26 protein-coding genes and 1 pseudogene are annotated in these 25,303 nt (G+C 61.8%); 14 read left to right on the top strand and 13 right to left on the bottom strand.

Going from position 1 to position 25,303, the window contains the following annotated elements; all coding sequences use genetic code 11:
* Nucleotides 1-65 precede the first annotated feature (65 nt).
* Nucleotides 66-1,067: an alpha/beta hydrolase family protein gene (locus RY1_RS13930; protein WP_084727422.1), complete on the top strand. Its 1,002-nt coding sequence runs from the start codon at nucleotides 66-68 to the stop codon at nucleotides 1,065-1,067.
* Here RY1_RS13930 and RY1_RS13925 read toward each other — a convergent pair.
* From RY1_RS13925 to RY1_RS13905, 5 genes are all read right to left on the bottom strand, one after another.
* Nucleotides 1,015-2,322, bottom strand: coding sequence for an NtaA/DmoA family FMN-dependent monooxygenase (locus tag RY1_RS13925; protein WP_072804165.1), 1,308 nt, complete (start codon nucleotides 2,320-2,322; stop codon nucleotides 1,015-1,017). The two genes, RY1_RS13930 and RY1_RS13925, sit on opposite strands and share 53 nt — an antisense overlap.
* Nucleotides 2,319-3,443, bottom strand: coding sequence for an ABC transporter substrate-binding protein (locus RY1_RS13920; RefSeq protein ID WP_072804164.1), 1,125 nt, complete (start codon nucleotides 3,441-3,443; stop codon nucleotides 2,319-2,321). Before RY1_RS13920 ends, RY1_RS13925 begins: the two co-directional genes overlap by 4 nt.
* On the bottom strand, nucleotides 3,440-4,621 hold the full coding sequence (locus RY1_RS13915) for an ABC transporter ATP-binding protein (protein WP_072804163.1): 1,182 nt from the start codon (nucleotides 4,619-4,621) through the stop codon (nucleotides 3,440-3,442). The genes RY1_RS13920 and RY1_RS13915 overlap by 4 nt, the downstream gene beginning before the upstream one ends.
* 1 nt (nucleotide 4,622) lies before the next feature.
* Nucleotides 4,623-6,356: an ABC transporter permease gene (locus RY1_RS13910; protein ID WP_072804162.1), complete on the bottom strand. Its 1,734-nt coding sequence runs from the start codon at nucleotides 6,354-6,356 to the stop codon at nucleotides 4,623-4,625.
* A gap of 269 nt (nucleotides 6,357-6,625) precedes the next feature.
* Nucleotides 6,626-7,399, bottom strand: a complete 774-nt coding sequence (locus tag RY1_RS13905) for an 8-oxoguanine DNA glycosylase OGG fold protein (RefSeq protein ID WP_072804161.1) — start codon at nucleotides 7,397-7,399, stop codon at nucleotides 6,626-6,628.
* A gap of 196 nt (nucleotides 7,400-7,595) precedes the next feature.
* Here RY1_RS13905 and RY1_RS13900 point away from each other — a divergent pair, with 196 nt between their 5' ends.
* Nucleotides 7,596-9,524, top strand: a complete 1,929-nt coding sequence (locus RY1_RS13900; protein WP_371829475.1) for an acyl-CoA dehydrogenase family protein — start codon at nucleotides 7,596-7,598, stop codon at nucleotides 9,522-9,524.
* 489 nt (nucleotides 9,525-10,013) lie between these two features.
* Nucleotides 10,014-10,478 (top strand): 5' nucleotidase, NT5C type, encoded by a 465-nt coding sequence (locus RY1_RS13895; protein ID WP_072804159.1) that lies wholly within the window; start codon nucleotides 10,014-10,016, stop codon nucleotides 10,476-10,478.
* A gap of 1 nt (nucleotide 10,479) precedes the next feature.
* Here RY1_RS13895 and RY1_RS13890 read toward each other — a convergent pair whose 3' ends face one another.
* A complete protein-coding gene (locus RY1_RS13890; RefSeq protein ID WP_072804158.1) occupies nucleotides 10,480-11,166 on the bottom strand; it encodes an Rv1157c family protein in 687 nt (228 codons plus the stop codon).
* A 122-nt stretch (nucleotides 11,167-11,288) separates the two neighbouring features.
* Here RY1_RS13890 and RY1_RS13885 point away from each other — a divergent pair, with 122 nt between their 5' ends.
* Together RY1_RS13885 and RY1_RS13880 are read left to right on the top strand one after the other, a co-directional pair.
* A complete protein-coding gene (locus RY1_RS13885; RefSeq protein ID WP_245819657.1) occupies nucleotides 11,289-11,933 on the top strand; it encodes a vWA domain-containing protein in 645 nt (214 codons plus the stop codon).
* A gap of 466 nt (nucleotides 11,934-12,399) precedes the next feature.
* On the top strand, nucleotides 12,400-12,657 hold the full coding sequence (locus RY1_RS13880) for a hypothetical protein (protein WP_139279849.1): 258 nt from the start codon (nucleotides 12,400-12,402) through the stop codon (nucleotides 12,655-12,657).
* A gap of 164 nt (nucleotides 12,658-12,821) precedes the next feature.
* On the opposite strand, the gene RY1_RS13875 is transcribed toward RY1_RS13880, so the two are convergent.
* Nucleotides 12,822-13,586, bottom strand: coding sequence for an HD domain-containing protein (locus RY1_RS13875; RefSeq protein ID WP_072804156.1), 765 nt, complete (start codon nucleotides 13,584-13,586; stop codon nucleotides 12,822-12,824).
* 141 nt (nucleotides 13,587-13,727) lie between these two features.
* The gene (locus tag RY1_RS13870) at nucleotides 13,728-14,798 is read right to left on the bottom strand and encodes an ankyrin repeat domain-containing protein (RefSeq protein ID WP_218019801.1); all 1,071 of its coding nucleotides are present in this window, start codon (nucleotides 14,796-14,798) and stop codon (nucleotides 13,728-13,730) included.
* A 233-nt stretch (nucleotides 14,799-15,031) separates the two neighbouring features.
* Here RY1_RS13870 and RY1_RS13865 point away from each other — a divergent pair, with 233 nt between their 5' ends.
* The 6 genes from RY1_RS13865 (at nucleotide 15,032) to RY1_RS13840 (ending at nucleotide 18,189) form a co-directional block, all read left to right on the top strand.
* Nucleotides 15,032-15,292, top strand: coding sequence for a hypothetical protein (locus tag RY1_RS13865; protein WP_072804155.1), 261 nt, complete (start codon nucleotides 15,032-15,034; stop codon nucleotides 15,290-15,292).
* A gap of 155 nt (nucleotides 15,293-15,447) precedes the next feature.
* Nucleotides 15,448-15,765: a hypothetical protein gene (locus RY1_RS13860; protein ID WP_245819656.1), complete on the top strand. Its 318-nt coding sequence runs from the start codon at nucleotides 15,448-15,450 to the stop codon at nucleotides 15,763-15,765.
* A 329-nt stretch (nucleotides 15,766-16,094) separates the two neighbouring features.
* Nucleotides 16,095-16,346: a calcium-binding protein gene (locus RY1_RS29720; protein ID WP_072804153.1), complete on the top strand. Its 252-nt coding sequence runs from the start codon at nucleotides 16,095-16,097 to the stop codon at nucleotides 16,344-16,346.
* Between the two features lie 103 nt (nucleotides 16,347-16,449).
* A complete protein-coding gene (locus tag RY1_RS13850) occupies nucleotides 16,450-16,791 on the top strand; it encodes a hypothetical protein (protein ID WP_139279847.1) in 342 nt (113 codons plus the stop codon).
* 325 nt (nucleotides 16,792-17,116) lie between these two features.
* Nucleotides 17,117-17,749, top strand: coding sequence for a hypothetical protein (locus RY1_RS13845; RefSeq protein WP_139279846.1), 633 nt, complete (start codon nucleotides 17,117-17,119; stop codon nucleotides 17,747-17,749).
* A complete protein-coding gene (locus RY1_RS13840) occupies nucleotides 17,746-18,189 on the top strand; it encodes a hypothetical protein (RefSeq protein ID WP_072804150.1) in 444 nt (147 codons plus the stop codon). Before RY1_RS13845 ends, RY1_RS13840 begins: the two co-directional genes overlap by 4 nt.
* 274 nt (nucleotides 18,190-18,463) lie before the next feature.
* On the opposite strand, the pseudogene RY1_RS13835 reads toward RY1_RS13840, so the two are convergent.
* Together RY1_RS13835 and RY1_RS30850 are read right to left on the bottom strand one after the other, a co-directional pair.
* Nucleotides 18,464-19,633: pseudogene (locus tag RY1_RS13835) on the bottom strand (IS3 family transposase).
* 96 nt (nucleotides 19,634-19,729) lie between these two features.
* Nucleotides 19,730-19,855, bottom strand: coding sequence for a hypothetical protein (locus tag RY1_RS30850; RefSeq protein ID WP_281249975.1), 126 nt, complete (start codon nucleotides 19,853-19,855; stop codon nucleotides 19,730-19,732).
* Between the two features lie 265 nt (nucleotides 19,856-20,120).
* Here RY1_RS30850 and RY1_RS13825 point away from each other — a divergent pair, with 265 nt between their 5' ends.
* The 3 genes from RY1_RS13825 (at nucleotide 20,121) to RY1_RS13815 (ending at nucleotide 21,405) form a co-directional block, all read left to right on the top strand.
* Nucleotides 20,121-20,402 (top strand): hypothetical protein, encoded by a 282-nt coding sequence (locus tag RY1_RS13825; protein WP_072804148.1) that lies wholly within the window; start codon nucleotides 20,121-20,123, stop codon nucleotides 20,400-20,402.
* The gene (locus RY1_RS13820) at nucleotides 20,399-20,842 is read left to right on the top strand and encodes a hypothetical protein (RefSeq protein ID WP_072804147.1); all 444 of its coding nucleotides are present in this window, start codon (nucleotides 20,399-20,401) and stop codon (nucleotides 20,840-20,842) included. The genes RY1_RS13825 and RY1_RS13820 overlap by 4 nt, the downstream gene beginning before the upstream one ends.
* A 116-nt stretch (nucleotides 20,843-20,958) precedes the next feature.
* Entirely contained in the window at nucleotides 20,959-21,405 is a 447-nt protein-coding gene (locus RY1_RS13815) for a hypothetical protein (protein ID WP_072804146.1), read from the top strand.
* 199 nt (nucleotides 21,406-21,604) lie between these two features.
* Here the strand turns inward: RY1_RS13815 and RY1_RS13810 are convergent, their stop codons facing one another.
* From RY1_RS13810 to RY1_RS13800, 3 genes are read right to left on the bottom strand one after another with little or no spacing between them, the layout of a single operon-like run.
* Entirely contained in the window at nucleotides 21,605-22,417 is an 813-nt protein-coding gene (locus RY1_RS13810; protein ID WP_139279845.1) for a hypothetical protein, read from the bottom strand.
* Nucleotides 22,410-24,689: a TPR repeat domain-containing protein gene (locus RY1_RS13805; RefSeq protein ID WP_072804144.1), complete on the bottom strand. Its 2,280-nt coding sequence runs from the start codon at nucleotides 24,687-24,689 to the stop codon at nucleotides 22,410-22,412. Before RY1_RS13805 ends, RY1_RS13810 begins: the two co-directional genes overlap by 8 nt.
* A complete protein-coding gene (locus RY1_RS13800; RefSeq protein ID WP_072804143.1) occupies nucleotides 24,686-25,018 on the bottom strand; it encodes a hypothetical protein in 333 nt (110 codons plus the stop codon). The genes RY1_RS13805 and RY1_RS13800 overlap by 4 nt, the downstream gene beginning before the upstream one ends.
* Nucleotides 25,019-25,303: the final 285 nt, after the last annotated feature.

Raw genomic sequence — 25,303 nt, 5'->3', positions numbered from 1 at the left:
CACATTGATGTCAGATTGTAGCGTGACGTAGGTAGAGCAAGCCACTGACGCGCAAGGAGCGAATCATGTCCACTCGGCAGGCCGTGCATCCGATCATCCCCGTGCCCGACGCCACCGCGGTCGTCTCGGTCAAGCCCGTCGGCGTTGGTGGGCCGGATCGCGGACTACAGGTCCGGGTATCGGCACCCATGACGGGTCGGGATCTGCCGGTCATCGTGTTCGCGCACGGTTTCGGCTCGTCGCTCGAAGGGTACGGTCCGCTCACCGACTACTGGGCGGCTCACGGGTTCGTCGTCGTTCAGCCGACGTTCCTCGATTCGAGGACCGTCGAGATGGACCCGAATGATCCTCGTAGGACCACCATCTGGCGACAGAGAGTCGCAGACATGATACAGATTCTCGACGGCCTCGACGTCGTCGGAGACGCTGTTCCGGGTCTTGCCGGACGCGTGGATCGTGACCGTATCGCCGTCGCGGGCCACTCGTTCGGTGGTCAGACCGCAGGGAACCTGCTGGGGCTGCGGGTGCGTGATCCGTCGACCGGCGTCGAGCAGGATCTCTCGGATCCCCGCGTGGCCGCAGGAATTCTGTTGGCGACAGCAGGAAAGGGCGGATCCGACTTGACTCCCGCTGCTGCCGAACAGCTTCCGTTCCTCGATGCGCACTTCGAGCACATGGCAACTCCAGCCCTGGTCGTGGTCGGTGACCGCGACGATTCACCGTTGAGTGTGCGTGGCCCGGAGTGGATGGCCGATCCATACGAGCTGAGCCCGGGGGACAAGAGCCTGCTCACCCTGGTCGATGCCGAGCACTCTCTCGGCGGCATCCCTGGCTACGACGCGAAGGAGACCACCGACGACAACCCGGCCACGGTCGGTCTCCTGCAGCAGGTCACCTGGGCGTATCTCCGTCATGCACTCGGTCTCGGCAGCTCGAATTGGCATCTGGCACAGAAGGTTCTGGCGGCCGGATCGCACCCTCGTGCGCGTCTCGAGGTGCGGTCCGCGCCGACCATCAGAACTCGAGCAGATTCTCCCGAAATGTCGAGTTCCCGTACTCGGTTCTGATCACGTCCAGCTTGCGGAGCGCAGGTACCAGTTCGTCGACGAGCCTGGCGATGTAACCCGGCCGGAGAAAGCCGCCGAACAGGTAACCGTCGCCGCCGACTTCGTCCATGACGTCCTTCATTCGACTTGCTACTTCGTCGACGGTGCCGATGAACGGGTAGCCCATGACGCCCGGAGAGGTCTTGGTCGCCAGCACTTCTCGAAGGGTGGCACCCGGCGCAGCCGTGCTGAGGAACTCCGCGAGCGAGCTCTGCGATCCGTTCGTCCGCAGTTCGGTGAGCGGTTCGTCCAGATCGACCGTGGAGAAGTCGATACCGGTGATGTTGGACAACCCGGCTAGCTTGGACGCGGTATTAGATTGCCCCGCAGCGCGAATGGCCTCGGCCTTGTCCACTGCATCCTGGTGGGTGTCGCCGAGGATCACACCGGTTGCGAACAAGACCTTGACCGAACTCGGATCCCGTCCGTTGTTCACCGCATGCTTCTTCACGTCGACGTAGTAGCTCTTCATGTCCTCGACGGAGGTGCAGCTCGCGATCACCGCCTCGGCGTTCTTGCCTGCGAATGCACGGCCGCGTGGCGACCCACCTGCCTGGAAGAGCACCGGGGAACCTTGCGGACCTGCCGGTGCATTCAGCGGTCCGCGGGAGCTGAAGAACTCGCCTTCGAAATGAATCGGCTTGACGTTCTCGGCGCTGAACGCAACACCGCGTTCCACATCGAGGACTTGCGCGCTCGCCGGGAACGAGCGCCACAGCTGTGTCGCGACCTCGACGAACTCGTCGGCGAGGTCGTAACGCCGGTCGTGCTCGGGTTGCTCCAGACCGTAGTTCGCCCACGCCAGCTTTGTCGTCGCGGTCACGATGTTCCACCCGATGCGGCCCTGCGTCAGATGATCGAGCGTCGTCATCAGACGCGCCAGCAACCACGGGTGGTAGAAGCCGGTGGTCAGGGTCGGCACGATCCCGATGTGCTCGGTGACGCTCGCAAGATAGGGAACCAGCGGAACAGGGTCCAACTTGGGTGCCATGACGCCACGTTCGAGGTAGTAGTCCGGGCTTCCGCCATAGGCGTCGGGAACCATCGAAGAATCTTCGAGGACCAGGAAGTCGAAACCACCTCGTTCGAGTTCGCGAATGGAGGTCTGGAACAAGTCGGGCCGCCAGGGGTCGGGCCGATGCACGTACTCCGGTGATCCCCAGCCCTGAAGACCGAAGCCGGCGCCGTTGAACCATCCGAGATGAAACCGTGTCATGAGAACGTGCTCTTGAACAGTGCGTTCGCCCAGGACGTGTAGTCACCGTACTCGTCGAACGTCGGCGGAGGATTGATGGTGATGTCGGCGAGTGCGGGTTGCCCGGGAACGGCCGGAGCTCCCGGCATGAGACCGGGTTGGCCTTGATCTGCGATCAGCTTCTGTGCCTCGGGTGTCAGCCACCAGTCGACCAGTAGGTTCGACGCGAGGGCATTCGGTGCGTTCGTGAGGGTTCCGCGGTAGAACACCCCGGTGCTGACTCCATCCTCGAAGTCGGCGACGAACTTGACCGGTAGATCATCCTTCGCGAGGAAGGCGTCCCCTCGGATGTAGTTGCCGAGGCCGAGTTCGATCTGACCGGTGGACACCGCTGTGAAAAGGTCGCGTTCGGAGGGGAAGACGACGGGAGATGTCTCCTTGAACTTCTCGAGCCACTTCTCGTCGATCTTCCCGGCTTTGATTGCGGCGGAGACGAAACCGGTGTTTCCCAGCGTTGGATCGGAGATTCCGATCTTTCCGGCCCACTGGGGATCGAGCAGGTCATCGAATGATTTGGGCGCATCCGGCTCGTCGACCAGTTCACTGTTGTAGCCGACCGTGTACAGGTACTCGTTGCCACCGAACAACCTGTCGCCTGCGGGTTTGAACTGCTCGTCCAATTGCGAGGCCAGCGGGATCTGCTGGTCGGCGACGAATCCCTTGTCGGCTACGAACACCGCGTCACTGCCGCTGACGCTCACCTGATCCGCGACGTACTGCTTGGTGGCTTGTTCGCCCGCGATGCGGGATTGCAACTCGGCGCCGAAGATCGAGACGTGGTTGACCGCAATGTCGGGGTAGCGTTTGCTGAACGCCTCGTACAGCGACGCCGATGACGTAGCGGTGACGCCGTACACGGTGATGGTCTTCTGGCCTGCCGCCACGGCCTGGGAGTACAGGTCGTCGAGATGCGCTGCGTTGTCGGCCCCGCCGAGAAGTTCGGCGGTGTCCGCAGCCGCGGCAGGCGTCGAGTTATCCGTCTCGGCGTCGGCCGAATCACTCCCGCACGCGGAGAGTGCAAGTGCGGCAACGGTGAGTGCGGCGGCGAGGATGCGGCGCCGTGTGATCGATCGGGTTGTCATCGAATGAGTGCTTTCTTCTGTAGCGGATGTTCTGATTCGACGATCGGTGTGCTCGAGGCCACCTCGTCGTCCGATATGGTGCCGATGTCCGTGAAGGTGAGAAGTGCTGCGGGGGAGATGTGCAGCGATACGTCCGTCGTGGGTGCCAGTGGAGGGGTTCCGTCGAAGCCGACTCGGGCGAGCACGTCCGAATCTCCGACGCGGATGCGGTACTGAATGTCTTCTCCGAGGAACGTACTGCGAACGACTCTGCCGCTCAGTGTGTTCGATCGGTCCAGGTCGTCGTTGCCGGCGATCGTCACCGAGGCTGCTCGAAACACCGCCGTCACCGAGTCGCCGGCACGGTGGGCCGCGTTGCCGCGGTCCGCCTGCAGGCGAATGCCGAGGTGGGGGACGTCGAGTACCACTGTGTCCGAGACGCTATCGACTACAGTGGCTCGGGCGATGTTCTCGAAACCCAAGAATCGTGCGACGTCGAGACTCGCGGGATGCGAGACCACTCGGTCCGGTCGATCGAGTTGCACAATTCTGCCGTTCAGCATGATGGCGACGCGATCGGACAATGCGAATGCCTCGGACTGATCGTGCGTCACGTACACCGACGTGGTGTTCTGGCTGGACCGTACCCGATGAATCTCCTCTCGGAGTGAAATGCGGAGCTGCGCATCCAGATTGGAGAGGGGTTCGTCGAACAGGAGGACATTCGGTTCTGCGACGATGGCACGGGCCAGGGCAACGCGCTGCTGTTGACCGCCCGAGAGCTCCGTGGCCGACCGTCTGGCCGTGTGCGCGAGGCCGACCAGGTGCAGAACCTCCGTGACTCGTGCGAGCACCACCGCCGATGCCAGCCGCTTACGCCGGAGCGGGTAGGCAACGTTGTCGAACACCGACAGGTGTGGCCAGATCGCATAACTCTGAAAGACCATGCCGAGATTCCGGCGATGCGGCGGAACCATCGTGCCCGACTCGGTGGCGGTGACTGTTGTTGCACCGATGTCGATTCGGCCGGAATCGGGCATCTCGAGACCTGCGATGGCACGCAGTGTCGTGGTCTTGCCGCATCCGCTCGGGCCGAGCAACGTCACGAACTCGCCCTCGCCGATCGATAGATACAACTCGTCGACGACGGTGTTGCGGCCATACCGCTTGGTCAGTCCCTCGATGGTGATGCTCGACATGTCAGAGGCCTTTCGACAACACGGCGGGTTCGGCAGCTTTCGGGCGACGCGCTCGCAGGCCCGCAGCGATCAACGCACGGACTGCCCACGTGGCCGCGAACAGAACCACGATCGAGACCAACAAGACACAGAAGGCTGCGGCAGCAACAGGACTGGCGCTGTCGCTGTAGTACTTGTACGCCAGGCCCGAGAGGGTCGTGACGTTGGTCGAACCCAACAGCAACGGGATCTCCAGATTGCCTGCGATGGCCAAACCGGTGACGAACCAACCGGAGATGAAGCTCGGTCCGATCAACGGGAGAACAATCGTCACGAAGCTCACCGAAGTGCTCGCCCCGCCGATCTTCGCCGCCTCGATCAGTTGGCGGTCGAGCTGAAGAATCGAGTTCTCGGTGAATCGGATGGCAACTGGTATCGACGCGATGACCAAGGCGGCGAACATCAGCCATGTCGAGCCGTACAACGGGTGCAGAGCGGGAATTACCAATACCGTGCCCAGGATCGCGAGGGCGCCGACCAGGCCTGGAGTTGCCCAGGGAATCCACGTCGGCAGCTCCAGAGCTCTCTTCCATTTCGTGGGACGCGCACGGAGCGCATAGGTCACCACCGTCCCGAGGAACACGGTGACGAATCCGCCGATCGTCATGAACAGCAGCGTGTTCAACACCGCGCTCGACGCTCCGGGGGCGTCGAACAGCTTCTGGTAGTTGCGCAGCGACAGGCTGTCGTAGCGGCCGAATACCTTGTTGAACGAGCTGAGTACCAGCTGCAACGTCGGCAGGATGAACGACACCAGCCCGAAGAGCACGACGGCGGCATCGAAGAAGTAGTTGCCTCGTGGAAAGTTCCATGGCATACCGGGTCGGGACTTGCCCCCGACGGTGGTGAATTTTCGACTTCGCAGGAGGCGGAACTGCACCGCGACCAGGACGCCGAGCAAGGCGATGAAGGCCAAGGACACAGTGGCTGCGCCGGCGTAGTCCGCCGGGTACGTGGACACCAGACGGTAGATCTCGGTGGACAGCACATGGATGCCCGCCTGCGTTCCGATGATCTGGGGAGTGTCGAACGCCTGCATGCCCGCGATGAAACCGATGACCAACGACCCCGTGATGGAGGGGCTCAGCAGTGCGAAGTAGATCCTGAAATAGGCGCCTACCCGGCCTGACCCGGACAACTCCGCGGCCTCTTCGAGTGAGCGATCCAACTTGAGCGACGGCCCGAGCAGCAGGAAATACGCGAGCGAGCTCAGTTTGATGGCCATCACGAAAATCAGTCCGGGCCATGAATTGATCGAAAATATCGAGGTTCCGACCTCGCCCGTGATCCACCCGAACGTCTTGTTGATCAGTCCCACCCGATCCGCACCCAGCATTCCCCAGCTGAGGGCGAAGAACAGCACCGGTGTCGCGAAGATCAACGTCATCATCGGTGTCACAGCTCTGCGGAAGCGAACCGATGTCCGGGTGACCACGAAGACGAAGAACAATGCGATGGCCGTCCCGATCACCGAACTGGATACGGCGAAGATCAAGGATGCACGTAGCGGTGTCAACAACTCGGAGTTCGATATCGCCGCGGTGAACCCGGCGGTGGACCACTGCCCTGGAAGTCCAGGCAGGTCCGTGCGAAAAGCCATCGCTATCAACATGATCAGCGGCACTACGAACGCTGCGACGATGAAGATCGACAGCGCGATCCACGGCAGGGTGCGAGCAGACCGAGCGCCGAGCATCCGCACTTGACATCCCGTTCCACATGTCGCGGGCCGCTGCTGCCCTCGTCCTAAGTCTTGATGTGCGAGGTAACTGTAGGCAGGGGATCGGCGAACGCAGATAGTTTGACGCAGGCTGATTTTGAACCAGCTGCCCGTTGAGTCACGGACTTAGGAACGTGCGCCGGCCGACGATCTCGGGGTCGACGACGATGCAGTGCGGAGCCGACGAGAATGGACGCCGAATCACTCGAGGTGAGCTGGCCGGCCGTTCGGCATGTGTGCACTGTTCAGAACAGGGTCGGTTCGGCGTGCAGGCCCTCTCGTGCTTCGCGGACCCTGGCGCTCCAGCGCTGCACGAGCCACATTTCGACGAGCTCGGGGCTGGTGCCGATATCGGTTGCCCAACCGGTGAGCAGTTCGACGTACCGGTCGTATCGGCGACGGGTGAAGCCGGTGACCGCAGGATCCTCCAGCCAGCCCTCGTGGATGAGGGTGGACACACCGAACTGGTCGATCAGCTGGCCCCGGCCCCCTCGCACGGATCCCTTCGTCGCCCACAGGAACGACGCCATCAACGACACGCCGACGCCGGGGGCGTCGGGCCAGCCGGACCAGGACCCGTTCTGCAGGTCCGGGAGTCTGCGGTCACGGACACAGCTGTCGAGCACGGCGAGGGTCTTGGCGACCGGGCTCTCGTTGGGGCGCATCAGGTGCGGGTTGTTGATGTCGGGGAAACGCCGGACCGCTTTTCGGTATCGGTGGCTGCCCTGCCAGGCTGCGCAGAGAAAGAGCAGGCCCAGGGAGGCATGTTCGGCGTCGGCCAGCTCGGTGCCGATACGGAGGTCGTTGCGCTGGATCGTTGCCAAGCCGTCGGAGACGACCTGGCCGTCGAGATTGCGCCCACGCAGTCGAATGTCGTGTCCGGCGCGATCGAGGTGGTCGTTCCACCAGCCGAGATCCACTTCGACACCGTCGTCGAGGACGTGCAGGTCATAGGAACGAAGCTGGCACCACTGCACACATGCCGCCGGTGGGGCGAATCCCTCGTCGAGTCGTGACATGCCGCAATCCTGACATGAGGTACCGACACCGAAGCGTGATGCAACGGAGGGTGTTGATCACGTTCCGATCTGCACCCGTCGTCGCCTCCGACGGTTTGTACCGATCGGTAACACTCGATGCTCGTTTCGGTCCGTAGCCCGCTGCGCAGGAGAACACTCGAGTGCATCGTCAATCGTCCGGGAGGAGCCGAAGATGATGTCCACTCAGAAGTTGGATGTAACGGAGGAACAGTCGCGAGCACTCGTAGAGGAGTCGAGAGCGGAGGGGTGGGACAAGCCGTCGTTCTGCAAGGAGTTGTTTCTCGGGAGGTTCCAGCTCGATCTGGTACATCCCTATCCGAAACCGACAGCCGAGAGCTCCGAGAAAGCCGATCGCTTTCTGGAGGAGTTGGCCGCGTACTGCGCCACGGTCGATGGCTCGGTGATCGAGCGGGAGGAACGCATTCCCGATGATTACGTCAAGGGGTTCGCAGAGCTGGGGTGCTTCGGTCTGAAGATCCCCGAGGAGTACGGCGGACGCGGACTCTCTCAAGTTGCGTACAACAAGGCGATGATGCTGATCAGTTCGGTGCACGCATCCCTCGGAGCACTCATGTCCGCCCACCAATCGATCGGTGTGCCCGAGCCGCTCAAGCTGGCCGGTACGCCGGCGCAGAAGGCGAAATTCTTGCCGCGATGCGCGAAAGGTGCGATTTCGGCATTCCTGCTCACCGAACCGGACGTCGGATCCGATCCCGCTCGAATGGCGAGTTCTGCGGTCCCGACGGCCGACGGCGCAGCCTACGAACTCGACGGTGTGAAGTTGTGGACGACCAACGGCGTCGTTGCGGAATTGTTGGTGGTGATGGCACGAGTGCCCAGGAGCGAGGGACATCGCGGTGGGATTTCTGCGTTCGTCGTCGAGGCCGATTCGCCCGGGATCACCGTCGAGCGGCGCAACAGGTTCATGGGATTGCGGGGTATCGAAAACGGACTCACTCGAATGCACAAGGTTCGCGTGCCGAAGGAGAACTTGATCGGGCGTGAAGGTGATGGTCTCAAGATCGCCCTGACCACGTTGAACGCCGGACGGCTCGCGATACCTGCCATGTGTTCTGCCGCAGGCAAATTGAGCCAGAAGATCGCACGGGAATGGTCCGCGGAGCGTGTGCAGTGGGGTCGTCCGGTGGGCGAGCATGCGGCGGTCGCCAGCAAACTGTCGTTCATCGCGGCCACCAACTATGCGCTCGAGGCTGTCCTCGACCTGTCCGGTCAGATGTCCGACGAAGGTCGTAACGACATCCGGATCGAGGCGGCGCTGGCGAAGCTGTGGGCCAGTGAGATGTCGTGGCTCGTCGTCGACGAGTTGGTTCAGATCCGCGGCGGACGTGGGTACGAGACTGCCGACTCGCTCAAAGCGCGCGGCGAGCGCGCAGTCCCCGCCGAGCAGTTGCTGCGGGACATACGGATCAACCGCATTTTCGAAGGTTCGAGCGAGATCATGCGGCTACTGGTCGCGCGTGAGGCGTCCGATGCGCACCTCGTTGCGGCGGGCGATCTGGTGAACCCGAAGGCGGACCTGAGTGCAAAGGCGAAATCAGCGGTCAAGGCAGGGAACTTCTACGCCAGGTGGATGCCGCAACTCGTCGCGGGCAAGGGACAGCTGCCGACGTCCTACAGTGAGTTCGGTGCGCTGGCAACACATCTGCGCTTCATCGAGCGCAGTTCTCGCAAACTTGCCCGCTCGATGCTGTACGGGATGGCGCGTTGGCAGGCCAAGCTGGAGTATCGGCAGGGTTTCCTCGGCCGGATCGTGGACATCGGAGCCGAGCTGTTCGCCATGTCGGCAACCATCGTTCGCGCGGAAAGCCAGCGAACCGAGGACGCCGTGCACGGCGGCGCGTCCTACCAGTTGGCCGACGCATTCTGTGAGCAGGCAACACTGCGCGTGGAAAGACTGTTCGGCGCTCTGTGGGAGAACACGGACGACACCGACGGCCGTGTTGCTGCCGACTTGCTCGACGGTCGATACACCTGGATGGAGGACGGCGTCCTCGACCAGAGCGAGGGCACCGGACCCTGGATCTCGCACTGGGATCCCGGAGCTTCGACAGAGGAGAATGTCTCGAAACCGTTCTCGGTCTAGATCTCGGTCGGTAACTGGAAATATGTTCTAGGACCAGCTGTAGCTGAACGGCCCACGATGGCCGAACCACATCGTAAAGGTGCACAGTTGCTCTGCGTCCGAGACTGATGCATTGGCCGACGAATTTGCGGCGCAGTGGTTTCGGCGACGAACCTGCTGACAGGTGCAGGACTGTTTCAGCTGCGTGGACGCCGACCGGGATTGCGGCTTGGCAGCTCATCCGGACGGGGGATCGGCTGATCACTGCGGCATCACCGGCGCCGACAATGGTCGGGCTGCTCCAGCTGACGAGAGAATCGTGGAGTTCGAGTGCACCGCGTGCGTCGACCTCGCGGTGTGATCCGTGCGCCCACCTACAGAAGTTGTCGGAGCCGTGTGTCATGATCGAACTGCAGAACGAAGTCAAGTTCTGCCGTTCCCGGCGGTGTAGTTCCCGCCACCCTCCCTCCCGACGAGCCCCGATCGGCGCGTCGACGAAAGGTGCCTGACATGGCCAAGAGAATCCTGTACATCGATCTCGACAACACGCTGGTGAACTTCCAGTCCGGTATCGACCGGGCCGATCCAGCAGACCTCGTCACATATCAGGGCGACCTCGACGAGGTGCCGCACATCTTCTCCAGGATGGATCCCATCGAGGGTGCACTCGACGCATACCGCACGCTCGCAGCGGTTTTCGACACCTACATTCTGTCCACGGCGCCGTGGAAGAATCCGAGTGCGTGGCACGACAAGGTGTTGTGGGTTCAGAAGCATCTGGGGCTGGAGGATGGGTCGGTCGCCTACAAGCGTCTCATTCTCTCGCATCACAAGAACCTGAACCGCGGGGATTTTCTGGTCGACGACCGAGACAAGAACGGCGCCAGCGAGTTCGAGGGTGAGTGGCTTCGATACGGCGAGCAGCCCTACGAAACTTGGGACGAGGTGACGGCCTATCTACTCGACCGCGCCTGATTCAGGCCTGCACGACGCCGACCACCGGAGCGTATTCGCATGGTGGTAATGCTCTGCTCGTATCGTCGAGAACGCTACCGAACACGACGAAAACGATTGTGCCGTGGCCGGTTGCGATGGTGTTGGACAGTGTCACGATGTAGTCGGCCGGCCGCTCCTGGAACATCGGTGCTCGCCCGGACTGCAGGGTGTTCAGGTTCAGCCACGCCACCTCCAGGTTGTCCGCTTGGTTCGGCGAGGACATCGCGGTGTTCATGGCACTGAAGAACACATTGACCGTGCCCGGTGGGATCACCGGCACCGGCAGGCTCTGGTCGACGGCGGGGCCGGCGATGGCCTGGGCGATGCCGACGGAATAGTCGTCGGATCCGAATCCGCTCGGCAAGCAGTCGGCTGCGGCGGTGTCGTACAGGAACGGCTGCGTCACGCCTTCGGTCAGAAGAATGGAACGAGGGAAGTAGTTGTACCGCGGCGCTCCTTCGACGATCTTGCCGATCGCGATGGCCGCCGACTCGGCAGTCTTCGCACCGATGGGCATTGCTGCGGGCCGCAATGCGGCTTCCACTGCGACGAGGGCATCCACCGGCGCAGGGGCCGCCTGAGCCGGAGTCGCGCTCACTGCCAGAAGGCACGCTGCGGAGACGGTCGCAAGCAGTCCCCGCAGGGCCAGGAGGGTCGTATTGGGCATACCCGGAGGTTCGTTTCGGCCCGGCCGAACGTTACGACCTCCGTTTCTTGTCGGTACCTCTCGGTATGGTTCGGCCATCATCTTCACCGCGCCTATTCGACGCATTTCTTCAGGAGGTTCTTTTGACCAATCCACAGCTGTCTCTCGTTGCTGCTCTGCTCGACCGCTCGGGGTCGATGCATTCCATTGCCGACGACACCCGCGGCGGGTTCGATTCGTTCATCGCCAAGGAGCGCGAGCAGGACGGGGAGTCTGTCGTGACCCTGGCGCAGTTCGACGAGCGGTACGAGCTGGTCTACAGCTCGCAGCCGATCCGAACGGTGCCGCCGCTCGTTCTGCAGCCCCGCGGCTCGACTGCGCTGTACGACGCCATCGGCCGGCTCATCACCGACGTCGGTTCCGAGCTCGCTGCCCTGCCCGAGGACGAGCGTCCAGGATCGGTCACCGTTCTGGTCATGACGGACGGTCATGAGAACTCGAGCAAGGAGTGGACCAATACCGCTGTGCGCGAGCTGATTGCGCAGCAGGAGCGGGACTATCAGTGGGATTTCGTGTTTCTCGGGTCCAATATCGATGCAGTCGAGGTCGGTACCAACCTCGGCTTCGCGCGGGACAAATCGATGACCTACGTCTCGACGACGGTCGGCGTCACCGCGGCCTTCGCCTCTGTGGCGAACTACCAGGATCGCAAGCGTGCTCAGGTTCTTGGTTCCCCGCCGGCTCCGGGGTTCTCCGACGCTGACCGCCGCCGTGCCCGCGGCGAGTGAGCAAAAGAAGCGACAACGGTGCAGTGGAAGGGGTTGCCAGGAGTGGAGCCTGCGGAATGACCACGTAGGTCGAGGTGATCTTCTTCCTCCGCATTGTTGTCGCGGTTGTATGTCGGATGTTCAGCTGACGGGGCCGTTGTATGAGCGAGGCTGCCTAGTAGTCCTAGACAATGGTGGGGAACCAATTGGTTCTGAGCTGCGTCCAACTTGATAGAAGTGCAGTGCCCTTGGTTCTCTTCCACACGGGCGAGAGCGACGTCGAGACCTACCGAGGAGGAGCATGCTCGAATCTGGATCGGCAACTGCGATCCGTTTTCGCGCCCCAACTGAACTTGTAGGTGCATTTTGACGGTGGGGATCGCCGACATCGACCGATGGGATGGAGTGTGGCGAACCCGCCCCGAATCGATATCGTCGAGCGGTCGAGATGATGGATAGGAACCCGAGACGATTTGGGTCATTGTGGTTGTCGTCCGCGCTGTGGGCGATTCCGATTGCGTTTGCGATCTGTTCGATCGGTTTCGGTTCGGCGTTGATTCTTGGCCTGGTGACCGACAGTGAGCAACACACGATCGGCGACTACATTCAGGCCGTGCTCGTGGGTTTCTTCTTATGGGGCGCATTGTTTTTCGTAGCCACGAGCTGGTTTGTGATACCGGCATTGGCTACAGTTGTCGCCGCAGCGCGTTATTCGGTACTCCGCTGGATACGGCCCGCCAAATGACACATTCCACGTCGCTGTTGCCCACACGTCAGACCGTCTTCACCGACACCTGACCGACGTCTGCGACCACCGCCGGGTACCGATTGCCGCCGACATTCGAGGTGAATCGCAAACCCGGGCCAGACACAGATTCATCGGTCTGAGTGAGGGAATTGCTCTGAGAATCAGCCAAAGTGAGCTCCTTCGTCGAATTCGGTGCCTTCTCGGAGTGCCGCGGCCAGATCGTCGAGCCGTTTGGTGAGTCGAGTGAATCCTTCCGAATCAAGCCCGAGCGCATCACCGTGGCGCAGTGCTGCGTCCTGGAAGATGGGCACCAACGGTCCGTACTTCTCGCGTAGTCGATTTCGCTTCACTGGATCTGCGAGGGCACTCAGGCTGCCGGCGTTGTCGATGAAGTCCGAGACTTTCACCAAATAGACCCGAGGATTGTCGATCACGGCAGTCACATGCTCGACGTAGGCCGCGTTCTTCAGCTCGATCGTGAGACCCGATGGCCGCGGCGGGTTGGTGACAGCCCACACGGTATCCGATACGGTGCCTTCGAAATAGGCGGAGAGCAGTCGCCGTGCCTCGTCTCGCGGAGCTGCAGTCCGGTCGCCCTGCAGCAGTTCGACAAGCCGTTCGGGCTGATCTTCCACCGTGTCGTGCAACGCCGTTGCGGCGAGGGCTTCCGGGTCGCGGCTGCTGAGCCGTATGAGACGCAGCGTGTTTCGAAGTGGATGGTTGATGTATGGCTCGGGAGTGCCGCTGCTCCCCGGTCGGGTTTGGTCTCGGTGCGCGAGCGATGCGAGGCCCACTGCAGTCCGCACCAGCGGTTGGTCGCCGAGCTCGTAGTCGATCGACAGTGTGAGCATCGCGCCGTCCATGTCGTGTAGTCGCAGGTTGCGGAATCCGTCGCCGAGGACGTCGAGGGGGTTAGATTTAGTCATAGGTGTCCTTCGAGAATTGGTGCTGGGAATGTGGGCGGCCTGGTGGCTCGGCCCGATAACTTCACTGTAGCGGAGGGGTCCGACAGCCATGCGTCGGCTCGACCGCATCTAGGGTCGCGCATCTGGCGATGTTGGTCTGATTCAGCTGTCGGGATCGACTGGGTCGGTTGAGGCTGCGATGCGTTCGAGCCAACGGACGACGTCGTCGGCCTCGGAGCGGCGTGCAGCGTCGAGGGGACTGAGTCCGTCGTAGCCGATCCAGTTGATGCCTGCGCCGTGATCGAGCAATACCGATGCGGTGCCGATCTGGCCACCGTGGCACGCACCCCAGAAGCTACTGGTGATGTCCTCGGGCGTCGGATGTTCCGACGCGAGTGCATGTTCGACGGCATCCACCTGCCCGAGGCAGGACGCGTCGAACAGGGTTGTGGTTGCTCCGCGTTCGAGGAGGCGACGTGCGGCGTTCCACTGGCCGAATGCGGTGGCGTCGGATATCGGGGTTCCGCCGCCGATGACGCCGCCGCGCGCCTCGATGTCGGCTCCGGCGTCGAGGAGTGCGTCGATGGCAGCGACGTCATCGCAGCTCGCGGCCCAGTGCAGCGGCGTTTCGCTGTGTGCGCCGAGGAATGGACTGTCGGGATCCGCGCCCGAGGCAATCAACAACGCAATCGATTCCGCGACGCGGGGGAAGTGGCCGGGCCAGTCGGTGGCTATGTGCAGCAACGTTCGACTGCCGCGGCCGGGTAGCCGCATGGCCGCGAGGTCGGGGTGTCCGGCGAGTAGCTGCTGCAGGGTTTCGGGGTCACCGTCGTGGACTGCGCTGGCTGCGGCTTGATGGACTTCGGCAGTTGTTGGTTCGTCCAGGATGCAGATGTCGGAGATCAGATTCTCGCGGATAGTGAGCCGAACCCGCATGGCCGGAGGAGAGTCGTTCGGTTCCGAGGTGTTGACGTCGATACGCAACATGATCCGGCGCTCCGGCTCGGGTGTGGCGGTCTCCTCGACGTCGGTGATGCGGAGCCTGATGCCGTCGGCGAGCAACGTTGCGTAATGATTGCCGGCCTGCTCACGCGTGGTGCATTCGTGAGCCGATCCCCAGCGGACGTCTTCGGTGAGTAGCGCAGTGAACGACTCCTTGGTGCCGGTCGCGAGTGCTATGCGGAGCTTGTCGATCAGACGGTCGACCGTGCTTCGATTCTCGTCTGCAGCCATGATGTCTGTCCTCGTGCGGGAGCGAAGTTTACTGGTCCTCGGCTGCTGACTGTAATCCAAGGTCAGCCTTCACAAGATTGCTGTGGAACCGTTCAGTCGCCTCGGACGTCCAATTCCGATGTCCAATCAAGAGCGAAAGGAATGAACTTGCGACTTTTCTCGACAGGAGACGACGTGAGTGCATCCGGTGCGAGTGGGTCGACGAACGCTCGCTTGCGCGGCAACTTTGGTTGATGTCGGCATTGTGGGCGATTCCGGTCTCGTTCATGCTGTGTGTAGTCGGGGTAGGTCTTGCCCTCACTGTCGGCTTGGCAACCGACGATTTCGAGCACTCTGCTTCCGGATTCGTGAATGCAGCATTCCTTGCACCTCTTGTCTGGGGAGCGATGGTGTTCATCGGCAGCTGCTACATCGTCGTTCCGCTGGTTGCGACGGCTGTTGCGATTGTCAAATACTTCCGGACGGGATCCCGCATCCACCGAGAGTCCGCCTAACGTCGACACAGAATGGTGCACCGAACATGATCAACAAACGGCTCGAGCACTTTCTGTTACTTGAAATGTCCGACGATTGGATGCCGGTTGGCTCGTTCGCGTCCCTCATACGTCGGATAACACCCGCTTCGTACACGAGGGCGAGAATCCTCGAGGTGATCGCAGAGATCGCAGCCAGAGGATATCTGCGCTTCGGTGGATGGGCGATGGAATCCACCCGAACTTGGGAACCGTGGGAGGTTTCCAACGACATCGCAATCAGTCGAATAGCCAACGGGTTCGAAGGCAGTCTTGGCGTATTGAACGCAACCGACAACGAGCTGGCCGATAGCGAAGTTTTCCGTGCGGATATTACTGACGCCGGCCTCGCGCGCTTGGCCGAACTCGGTAATCCGTACGAGGTCTACGGGGATCCGTGGGAAGGGAATCGACTGATGGCGGCTGAGGGAAATTTCCCTCCGTGGGTGCCTTGACTTCGACGAAGTCTGATCGCGCGAGGATGCTGCTGACCATTTGTTTTTTCCACCACGGTGGTACATCTGTGGACGTGCTGCGCGATCCGTGAACGCGGTAGCTGCGGGGTGGCGCTAGCGGGCGTCGTCGCGGCGTGCGGATCCACTGACGAACCGTCGGTGACGGGTGAAGCGTCGACAATCACCTCGACAATTGCGGATGCATCCACGACGATGCCGACAGCAACGGTGCCTCCGGTCGCGCCCGCACCGGAACCGGCCGTGGTACCGCCAGTTGCCGTCACTCCAGAAGCTGTAGCTGCGGCTGTCTTGTGCCGCCAGTGGTGTGTATGAACCTCCAGGTCGCCCAGAACTTGATTCAGGATGCGGGAGTGTTCTTCTCGCGTAGCGAAGACGCCACCGGTGCTCGTCGCAGCCAGCTCAACGATTCGAACTGCACCGTCGTCGATCAGACTCCAGGCGTCGGTGCCCCGATCGAAGAGGGTGATGCCGTGCTCTCTGTCGTCAAGATCGGCGAGCCAACAACTGCTGACGTGCGTTCCCACGAGAGATACCCGAAGACTTCCCGAACAGGTACTTGACTGCCCTCGTTATTAATCATTGAGCCCTCCCGCGTGGAACCGATCGTCGGTGGCGCGCGTCTAAAGACATGGGGTGGTCTACGTGGACGCTGAGGGGGACTCGATGGCGGACGAGGTTGGGAGTGAGTTCGTCCCGTTGGAGGCAGATCCGGCAAGTCTTCGCTCAGTGGCAGAAGACCTGCGGATCGATGCTGATGCATTTTCAGTCGCAGCCTCGAACGTGCAGTTCGACGTGGAGTGTGTGTCAGGTTCCGCTATTGCAGCAGTGCTGGCCCAGATTCGTCCCATCATTTCGGCAAGTATCGAATCGGCCTCGACGCGGCTTCTGGAGTTCGCCGACAACGTCGAGCAGAGCGCGCAGGGATACCAGCAAGTCGACGCCGAATTCGCTCAGGCGCTGAAGCAAGCAGCTGCGTACGGAGACCCTCGTGGGCAGGCGAGTTGAAAGTCGCCTTTACGAAAAGCGTCGTTGCCGGCTGGGCACCCGAACGGGGACTTGCGGATGCCGACAAGCTGAACGAACTGTCGGAGTTTGTGTCGGAAAGAGGTTCGCGAGCTCCACGGGCTCTGATGAGGCTTCGCGATTCCTGCGCGTGGACCGGACCGGCGCAGTCTGCTGCATCCGATTGGTCGTCTGCAGAATTTCGTCGAACAGAGGACCTGTCACAGGCGACAAAGTCAATGGCGTCTGTGCTCACGTCCGAGCTTCAGGCAGTGGCGATTGCAGAATCGCACTCCTCCGAGCCATTGCGACGGCCGAGGAAGAGGGTTTGACAGTCGACGAGCAGTGGTCGGTGCTAGGCGGTGGCGACAATGACGATGCGCTTCAACAGCACAAACGTGAGGTCGGGCGCTGCTTGACCGAGTTGATCCGGGCAGATGTAACTGCAGCGCTGGCTTTAGAACGATGCCTGAAGGAGTTCAAGGCAGAAGGTGGCATGCGGGGCTTCGTTCCCGTTGTAATTGGACTCGCATTTCTGATCGATGCGGCAGTATCGGCTCTGATTGCGACCGGAGTCGTGTCGGCAGGGGCGATCCTGTTCGCGTTGGTCGATGAGTTCGGAATCGACGCCTGGGGCATTATCGAAAATGCTGTTCCGAGTTCGTTCTTCGAAAACACGGGGCCGGTCGACGAGGCTGGCGTGAAGGATCAGATCCAGGAAGCAACGGTACCGGGCAGGAATTCAAGGGTCCGACAGGTCGATTCAGAGGCTGAGATCCGCGAACTGTGGGATTCGTTGACCGCGGAAGGACGAGCTGTCGATCAGGGAAGCTACCCTGGAAGGGTCGTAGAACTACCTGACGGCACAGAGATCCGGATGCGCGAGAGCAGCCATCCGGGAGGTGCCACGCTGGACATCAACTATTCAGGCGGCGTACGAGTGAAGGTGCACATCGCATGATCGACAAGACGCTTGAACATTTCCTGCTTTACGATATGTCCGACGACTGGATGCCGGCGGGCGAGTTCGCCTCGTACATACGTCAAATCACCCCGGGGGACTATTCACGAGCTGCGGTACTCGAGGTGATCGCCGAACTCGCAACGAAGGGCTACCTCGAGTACGGCGGGTGGTCGAGGGACACCGGAACGTGGAAGCCGTGGAAAGTTGCCGGTGATGTTGCATTGGAACGGATCGCGAACGGCTTCGACGGTGAGCCTGGCGTTCTGGATGGGACCGACCGCCAATTGGCACTTACCGAGGTGTTCCGGGCCGGCATCACTCCTGCAGGAGAGCGGTTGGTCCAAGAACTCGGTAATCCTTTCGAGCTCTACGGGGATCCTTGGGAAGCGAATCCCTTGGTGCGGGCTGAGGGTGAGTTTCCTCCTTGGCAGCCTTGAGCAGTTGATGAGCTGTCGTGCGGAACCTTCGCAGTAGACATGCGATGTAGGGAGCGGAGAAGCTGGTGAACGTGATCGACAAGAGGCTCGAGCACTTCCTGTTGTACGACATGTCGGGCGATTGGATGCCGGTGGGTGCGTTCGCTTCGTTGATACGACGGATCACACCTTCGTCCTACTCGAGACATCGCCTTCTCGAGGTGATCTCAGAAAAGGCAGTGGCAGGTCCCCGATAGTCGGACCACCGCGTTCTAGAGCCACGGTGTGATTGGTTTCAGTCGATCTCGCAACCCTCGACCGGTCGATGGTTGTGGGTGCACTGGGCAGCGTACTCGGCCGGCGTGAGGTAGCCGAGCGAAGAGTGGCGATGCCGGTTGTTGTGGTCGTCCTTGAAGTCCTCGATCACAACCCGAGCTTCGAGCAAGCTCGTCCAATAGTTGCGGTTCAGGCACTCCTTCCGAAGACGGTTGTTGATCCCCCAGAGGGAGGTGCCCCCAGACTCGATGTGCCCGTTGTTCCACGGCGTCCCCGGCGGGATGTACGAAATACCAACTCGGTCACGGCAGAACTGTTGCAGCACATGCGAAATGAACTCCGGACCGTTGTCCATCCGCAACACCAACGGCGGTCCACCCCTTGGGCGCGAACACCTTATCCAGCTCGTCGGTCAACCTCTGCGCAGTGATCGACCTCTCGACGATGTTCAACAGCGACTCACGAGTGTGCTCGTCGATCACCGACGCGATCTTGATCGCCTTCCCGTCGATCGTGGAGTCGAACTGAAAATCCATAGCCCACACCACCTTCGGAGCATCGGCTTCGATCTGCGGGCAGGAACTGATTCCCGCGCGTTTGCGTGGGTGGTAGATCCGCACCTGTAGGCCTTCCTCTTTCCAGAGGCGGTGGATTTTCTTCTTGTTCACCTGCATGCCTTTGTCATGCCTCATGTGCGCCCAGGCCCGCCGGAAGCCGTGCAGCGGGTTCATACGTGCGTACTCACGCAGAAGCGTTCTCAGGGCCGCGTCCGGGTCGGCAGGGGTCTGCGCGATAGGGATGCGGGAGTAGGTTGAGCGGGCAAGCCCAACTGCTGTGCACGCGAGCCGTTTCGACATGTTCATCGTCGTGACGAGCATGTCCACAGCAGCGCGTTTGGCGGCTGGGCCTAAAATTTTCCCTTCGCCACCTCCCGCAACGCATCCTTCTCCAGCTCGGCTTCGGCGAGCAACCGCTTGAGTTTGCTGTTCTGCTCGCGCAGTTCCTTGAGCTCTTTCGCCGCGTCGGTGTCCATCCCGCTGTATTGGCGGCGCCAGTTGTACAGCGTCGCCGACGACACCTCGAGCTCAGCGGCGACCTCGTCCTGAGTCTTGCCCATCGCAGTGAGCTCGTCTGCACGCTGCAGCTTGCGGACGATGTCCTCTGCGGAATTCCGCTTCCGTCCAGCCATGTTCCTCAGTGTCCTATCTGCCCTGTTCACGGGCAACAAGACTCTAAAACGCCCTGGCCTCGTTCACCGGGGACACGCGACAGCGGCCCTGATGTTTCAGTTAACATTTCCATCGTCCCAGGTGTGCAGGGCAGTAAACGACTCCCTGGTGCCGGTCGCGAGTGCCATGCGGAGCTTGTCGATCAGATGTTCGACGGTGCTTCGATTCTCGTCTGCAGCCATGACGTCTGTCCTGGTGCCAGGTGAACGTTGCTGGACCTCGGGCCCCGACTGTAATCGGTCTACGGCAAGGACAACGGGTCGTTCTTCCTCGGTGTGCAGCGCCGACGAGGCTGCAGTGGAACCGATCGGTCGGCTCCGACGTCCAATCGAGAGGGCCAGGAATCAACCCGTGCGATAGTTCGAGACAGGAGACGACGTGTTTGCATCTGGGGCGAGTAGACCGAGGAACGCTCGGACGCGCGGCAGCTTTGGGCGGCTCTGGCGGATGTCGGCGTTGTGGTCGATTCCGGTCTCGTTCGTGCTCTGGGTAGTCGGCGTCGGTCTTGCCCTCACTGTCGGCTTGGCAACCGACGATTTCGAGCACGCCGCTTCCGAATTCGTCTCTGCAGCACTCCTCGCTCCTCTTGCCTGGGGAACGGTGGTGTTCATAAGCACCTGCTACATCGTCGTTCCGCTGGTTGCGATGGCTGTTGCGATTGTCTGGAACGTCCGGACGGGATCGCGCACCCGCCGAGAGTCCAAGATGGAGAGGGTGCGCATCGCATGAATGACGAGCGGCTGGAACATTTCCTGCTTTTCGAGATGGAAGATGACTGGATGTCGCTGGGGGAGTTCGACTACTACATCCGTAGCATCTCTCCGGACGAGTACAGCCGCGGCATGATCCTCGAGGTGATCTCCCGACTTGCAGCGGTTGGCTACCTTCGGTTCGGTGGTTGGTCGGTGGAATCCGGGACTTGGAAGCCGTGGGATGTCAGCAACGACGTCGCCATGGAGAGGATTGCTCACGGATACCTCGGCGAACCCGGCGCACTGAGTTCAACGGACGGTGAGCTGTCGCTTACCGAGGTCTTTCGTGCCGATATAACCGCAGCAGGAATTGTGCGTGTTGCGGAGCTGGGAGACCCGTACGAGATTTATGGAAATCCCTGGTGGTCAGACCCTTCGAAGCAGGGGAGTGGCAACTACCCTCCTTGGAATCCTTGACTGTGCGCCCTCATCCGCAAGGCCGACGGTGACTCCACAGCAGTGACAGGCACCTTCCTTTGCAGTCGGGCATAGATTTGTATACAGATCGACGGAAAGGCCAGGGTGCACATCGCATGATCGACGAACGACTCGAGCATTTTCTGTTGTTCGAGATGTCGGACGACTGGATGCCGGTAGGCTCCTTCGCGTCCCTCATACGTCGGATAACACCCGCTTCGTACACGAGGGCGAGAATCCTCGAGGTGATCGCAGAGATCGCAGCCAGAGGATATCTGCGGTTCGGCGGATGGGCAATGGAATCCACCCGAACTTGGGCACCGTGGGAGGTTTCCGACGACATCGCAATCAGTCGAATAGCCAACGGGTTCGAAGGCAGTCTTGGCGTACTGAACGCAACCGACGACGAGTTGGCCGATAGCGAAGTTTTCCGTGCGGACATCACCGACGCCGGCCTCGCGCGCGTGGCCGAACTTGGTAATCCGTACGAGGTCTACGGGGATCCGTGGGAAGGGGATCGACTGATGGCGGCTGAGGGAGATTTTCCTCCGTGGGTGCCTTGACTTCGACGAAGTCCGATCGCGCGAGGATGCTGCTGACCATTTGTTTTTCCCGCCACGGTTGGTACATCTGTGGACGTGCGCGATCCGTGAGCGCGGTAGCTGCGGGAGGTGCGACATGGCACGTTCCTTCGACGAGCTGGTAGCCGCGGACGTCGAGAATGCGGTGGGTCGATACCGTGACGCGCGCGGCTGACGCGCTCTACGACGGATCCGACGGCCCGATCCACTCGGGATACTGCAGGTGGTTGTCGGGGACCGTCGGGAAGACATACCCGTCGGGTGGGTACAGGTACGGTGACGCATCCTTGTGAATGAAGGTGGGGAACTGCGCCGCCCACCAGTCGTGGCACGGCGCCGCGATCGACTCGTCGTCGGTGTAGGCCGCATGCACCATCCCGTCGATCGTCCAGTCGCCGAATACGTTCCAGCTCGGGAGAAAGTGAGCGCGAGGGTCGTGCGACGACGCGTCGGCGTCGCGAGTCCCCGGAAGTCCGGCGCTGTCCGCGGTAGTCGAGAGCTGCACGTGGATCGCATCCTTGATGGGCGAGAGGTTGAAATTCTCGGTCGAATCGATGCCGAGCCCGTAGCCGCATACCGTCGCATCTACCGTCTTGCCATCCGAATCGACTTGCGTCAGATTGTAGTACTGCGCCCATACAGCGGCATCGGGCTTCTTCGTGCTGCGCGCATAGTAGTACGGCGAGTATCGGCCATCACCGTCGTATGGCGCCCCGATTGCCTCCAGATACCCGGGAAAAGGCGGGTAGTGCGCGAACTTGCCGATGCCGAAACCAATTGCATAGTCGCCCGCCTCGACGGCAGCTCGCACGAGCTCACCCGACCTGTCGAACAAGTCGGTGCCGGCGGGCGCGGTCCACTCTGTCGTGTACTGCACCGGTGGATCGAGATTCGATGTCGCACGGGCCGCATCGGGTGGGGAGCCCTGTCCGCCGCAGCCGACCAGCATCACCGCTATCGATGCGAGCACCGCTGACCGTGTTGCTCTAGCCATCTTTCAAGATCACCCGTCCGTATGCGTCCGCTATTCTGTGCGAATTACCGTCGGAAGCATTGCCCAACCGATTGAACATCGTTTCCAGTGCCGTCTGCTGCCGAGTGTCCAGTCCGCGCGAATCTGCCGGATCGTACGGAAGCAGCGTGCCGTCTTCGTCGAACATGTCCTCGAACTTTCTGGTGACGTCCGGCGGAAGATCCGGTCGTGCGGAGAGGATGTTGTAGAAGTCGTGGAACGGATCGTATCCGGCCAGCGTTGCTTCGTGCGGCCCGTCCGGCTCGACACCGACGAGACTGTCCTTCAACGGATCTCCCACCAGATCGATCATCGTGTTGACGTAACCACCGCCGGGGAGTTCGCCGATTCCGGCCGTCCCGAGTGTGGACAGCGCGTCGAAGGCAGCAGACTTTCGGTCGTAGGCAGCTTGGGCCAATTCTGCCTTGTCCGAATATTCGTCTTGCAATCCGGTGGTGATGCCCTCGTCGACCAATCCGTGCAAAATCCCGACCGTCATCAGTTGTCGACCGGCATACGCATCACGGGGATCTTCTGCGTACCTTCCCTCTGAGGCAAGGATTTCGGCCTGAGCATGTTCGGTGAAGTAGGTGCCGGCGTCGTGGTCGGTGTTCATCAGCGCGAATACCTGGGTTGCGCCGGCGTACTTACCTGTGTGCGAGGGATCGACCCAGCTGTTGTCGAAACCAGGCCGATCGTCCGATGGCAACCCGGCCAGATCGGCGATGTACGGACTCATGCTGTGTGACAACGTGTTCAGCAGCTTGGGATTGAGTTGTCCGACCGACTGCCGGTCCGTTTCGGCCACGTCGCTCAGATGGCTCCACTCGTCGGTGGCGATGGCTTTGCCCACCGCCGACATGATGCCGCCGGTGCGTTCGGCCGTGGCGACGTCTTCTGCATTGTTTGGATCCGCGACCACGGAATCTGCAGGGTCGAAGTCGAACAGAGACGAGACCGCGTGACCGTCGTCGGACCAGTGGTGCGTCAGCGTGTCACGAATGAAATCCTGGCCGCGATCGGCGTCGGTGACCGCGTCGTGCACCGCGATCTTGTCCGATCCCACCGCCGCGAAGATGTCCTCGGTGATCCGCGTGTCCTTGGTTCCGTATCCGTCGAGGGTGAAGAACTCGGTTGTGTGGTCCGGGTTCTGCTCGTGCCGGACCTGCGCGTCGAGGTACTGCCGACCCACATCGAGCAGGTGCGAGTCGAGGCTGCTGCCGTTCTTGTACTCATCGCTGCCGGCGTCGACGATGGACGCGATGGCCTGGTTGTCGGCCACCCCGTTCAAGGCAATGCTCGGCAAGACCGTGTATCCCACTCGCTCGTACCCCTCGACCACCAGATCGTCGCGGGTCAACGACGCCCGTATCGACTCGGGCAGTCGGTCGAACCCGCCGTGCGTCGGCACATCCGAGTCTCCGACGACGGTGGCCGTGACCTTGTCATTGGACAGGATCTGAAGTGCGTCGGCGACGCCACCCCGGGCGTCCTCGGGCAGCCGTCCGACGATGTCCGCGATCTCCTGGGGGCTCTTGCCGTCCATCGCGCGAGCGAGTTGCTCCAAGTACTCCATCTGCGACGCCGGGATCGTGGCCGTCTCGCCCGTACGCAGCGCGTCGAGCTGCTCCGGGGTCAGCCGGCCGGCCTCGACGAGTCGGTGCTGTTGCTCGGGTGTGAGCGCCGATGGGTCGCTCACCAGGGCGGAGGCGTCGGACTTTCCTTGCTCACCGCCGAGAGTCGCGGCCGAGGTGAAGAAGAGTCGTAGGCCCTCCCTCGCGGAGGCCAGTGCGTCGCGCACGGTCTTGTCGGCGGATTCGGTCGCGCTCGCGGCGTCATCGATTTCACTCTGCCACAATGTGATTCGCGCGGTTCGTTCTTCGTCGGCCAGGATGAATCCACCGCCGACGGTGAGGGCATCGCTGACCGTCAGGCATTCCGTTTCGGCGCCGAGGATGGCAGCGCGGACGCGTTGGAGTGGGCCGTCGATCTCGTAGAAGCCTCGGCGTGCACGGTCGGCGATGGCCTGCACATGATCGACCACCTCGACTGCGGCTTTGCGGTCCGACGACGCACGTGTTTGTGCGGCTTCGGCGGTGCCGCCTTCCCAGTAGTCGGCGCCGGACTTGGTGACGGCGTCGACGTAACGGTCGAACAGCGACTCGACCGAGCTGCCGAGTGTGGTCCAGGCGTTCGCGATGTCGGTGAGGGTCGAGGGGTTCCAGGCCTGGATCTGAGTGCGGGTGAGGCTCACTGCGGAGTCCAGTCGCCGGTGGCGTCGGTGAATGCGGCCCCGACTGCCGCCGCGGATGCGTCGTCGGTGGTGCGGTACTGGCGGGCCACGTCGACCATGATCTCGCCGGTCTCGCTCAGCCGTTCGACGATGGCGTCGATCAGAGCCGAGTCGATGAGGTCACCGGAGATGCTCGACGCCTCGAGCACCGACGTCGGCATTCCGCCGAGGACCGACGAGTAAGGGCCTGCGGCCGGACCCGTTCGCAGGGCGGCGGCCTCACGTGCCAAAGAACCGAGCCTCGCGCCCAGCTGCTCGAGCCGATCGAGATCTGCCTTCAGTTCCCCCATGATGGCCCCCCAGCCCTCATCCATCTGCAATGAAAGGTCAGTCTAAACAGGCGCGCCGCACTCCGGAGTCCAGCGGGGTGCCGTATGGAACTGTGGAGTCCGGAAGGCAAACCGTTCGACGTGACAGGGGAGTGCCGGTGACGGGATCCGATGAGGCTGTGCGCGGGAACCCGGCCGTCGGGCGCGTAGTAGAAGAATGATCGCCCCACGAGATCTCGGGATGCTCCCCGGCGCGGGTGCGAGTTCGAGGACGCCGTCCGAGGTCCGTGATTCTGCCAGGATCTG

This window comes from Rhodococcus yunnanensis NBRC 103083 (genome assembly GCF_001895005.1).
GTDB classification, from domain to species: Bacteria; Actinomycetota; Actinomycetes; order Mycobacteriales; family Mycobacteriaceae; genus Rhodococcoides; species Rhodococcoides yunnanense.
Note: the sequence above shows the minus strand (reverse complement) of the source record. Positions and strands in the feature narration are given on the sequence as shown.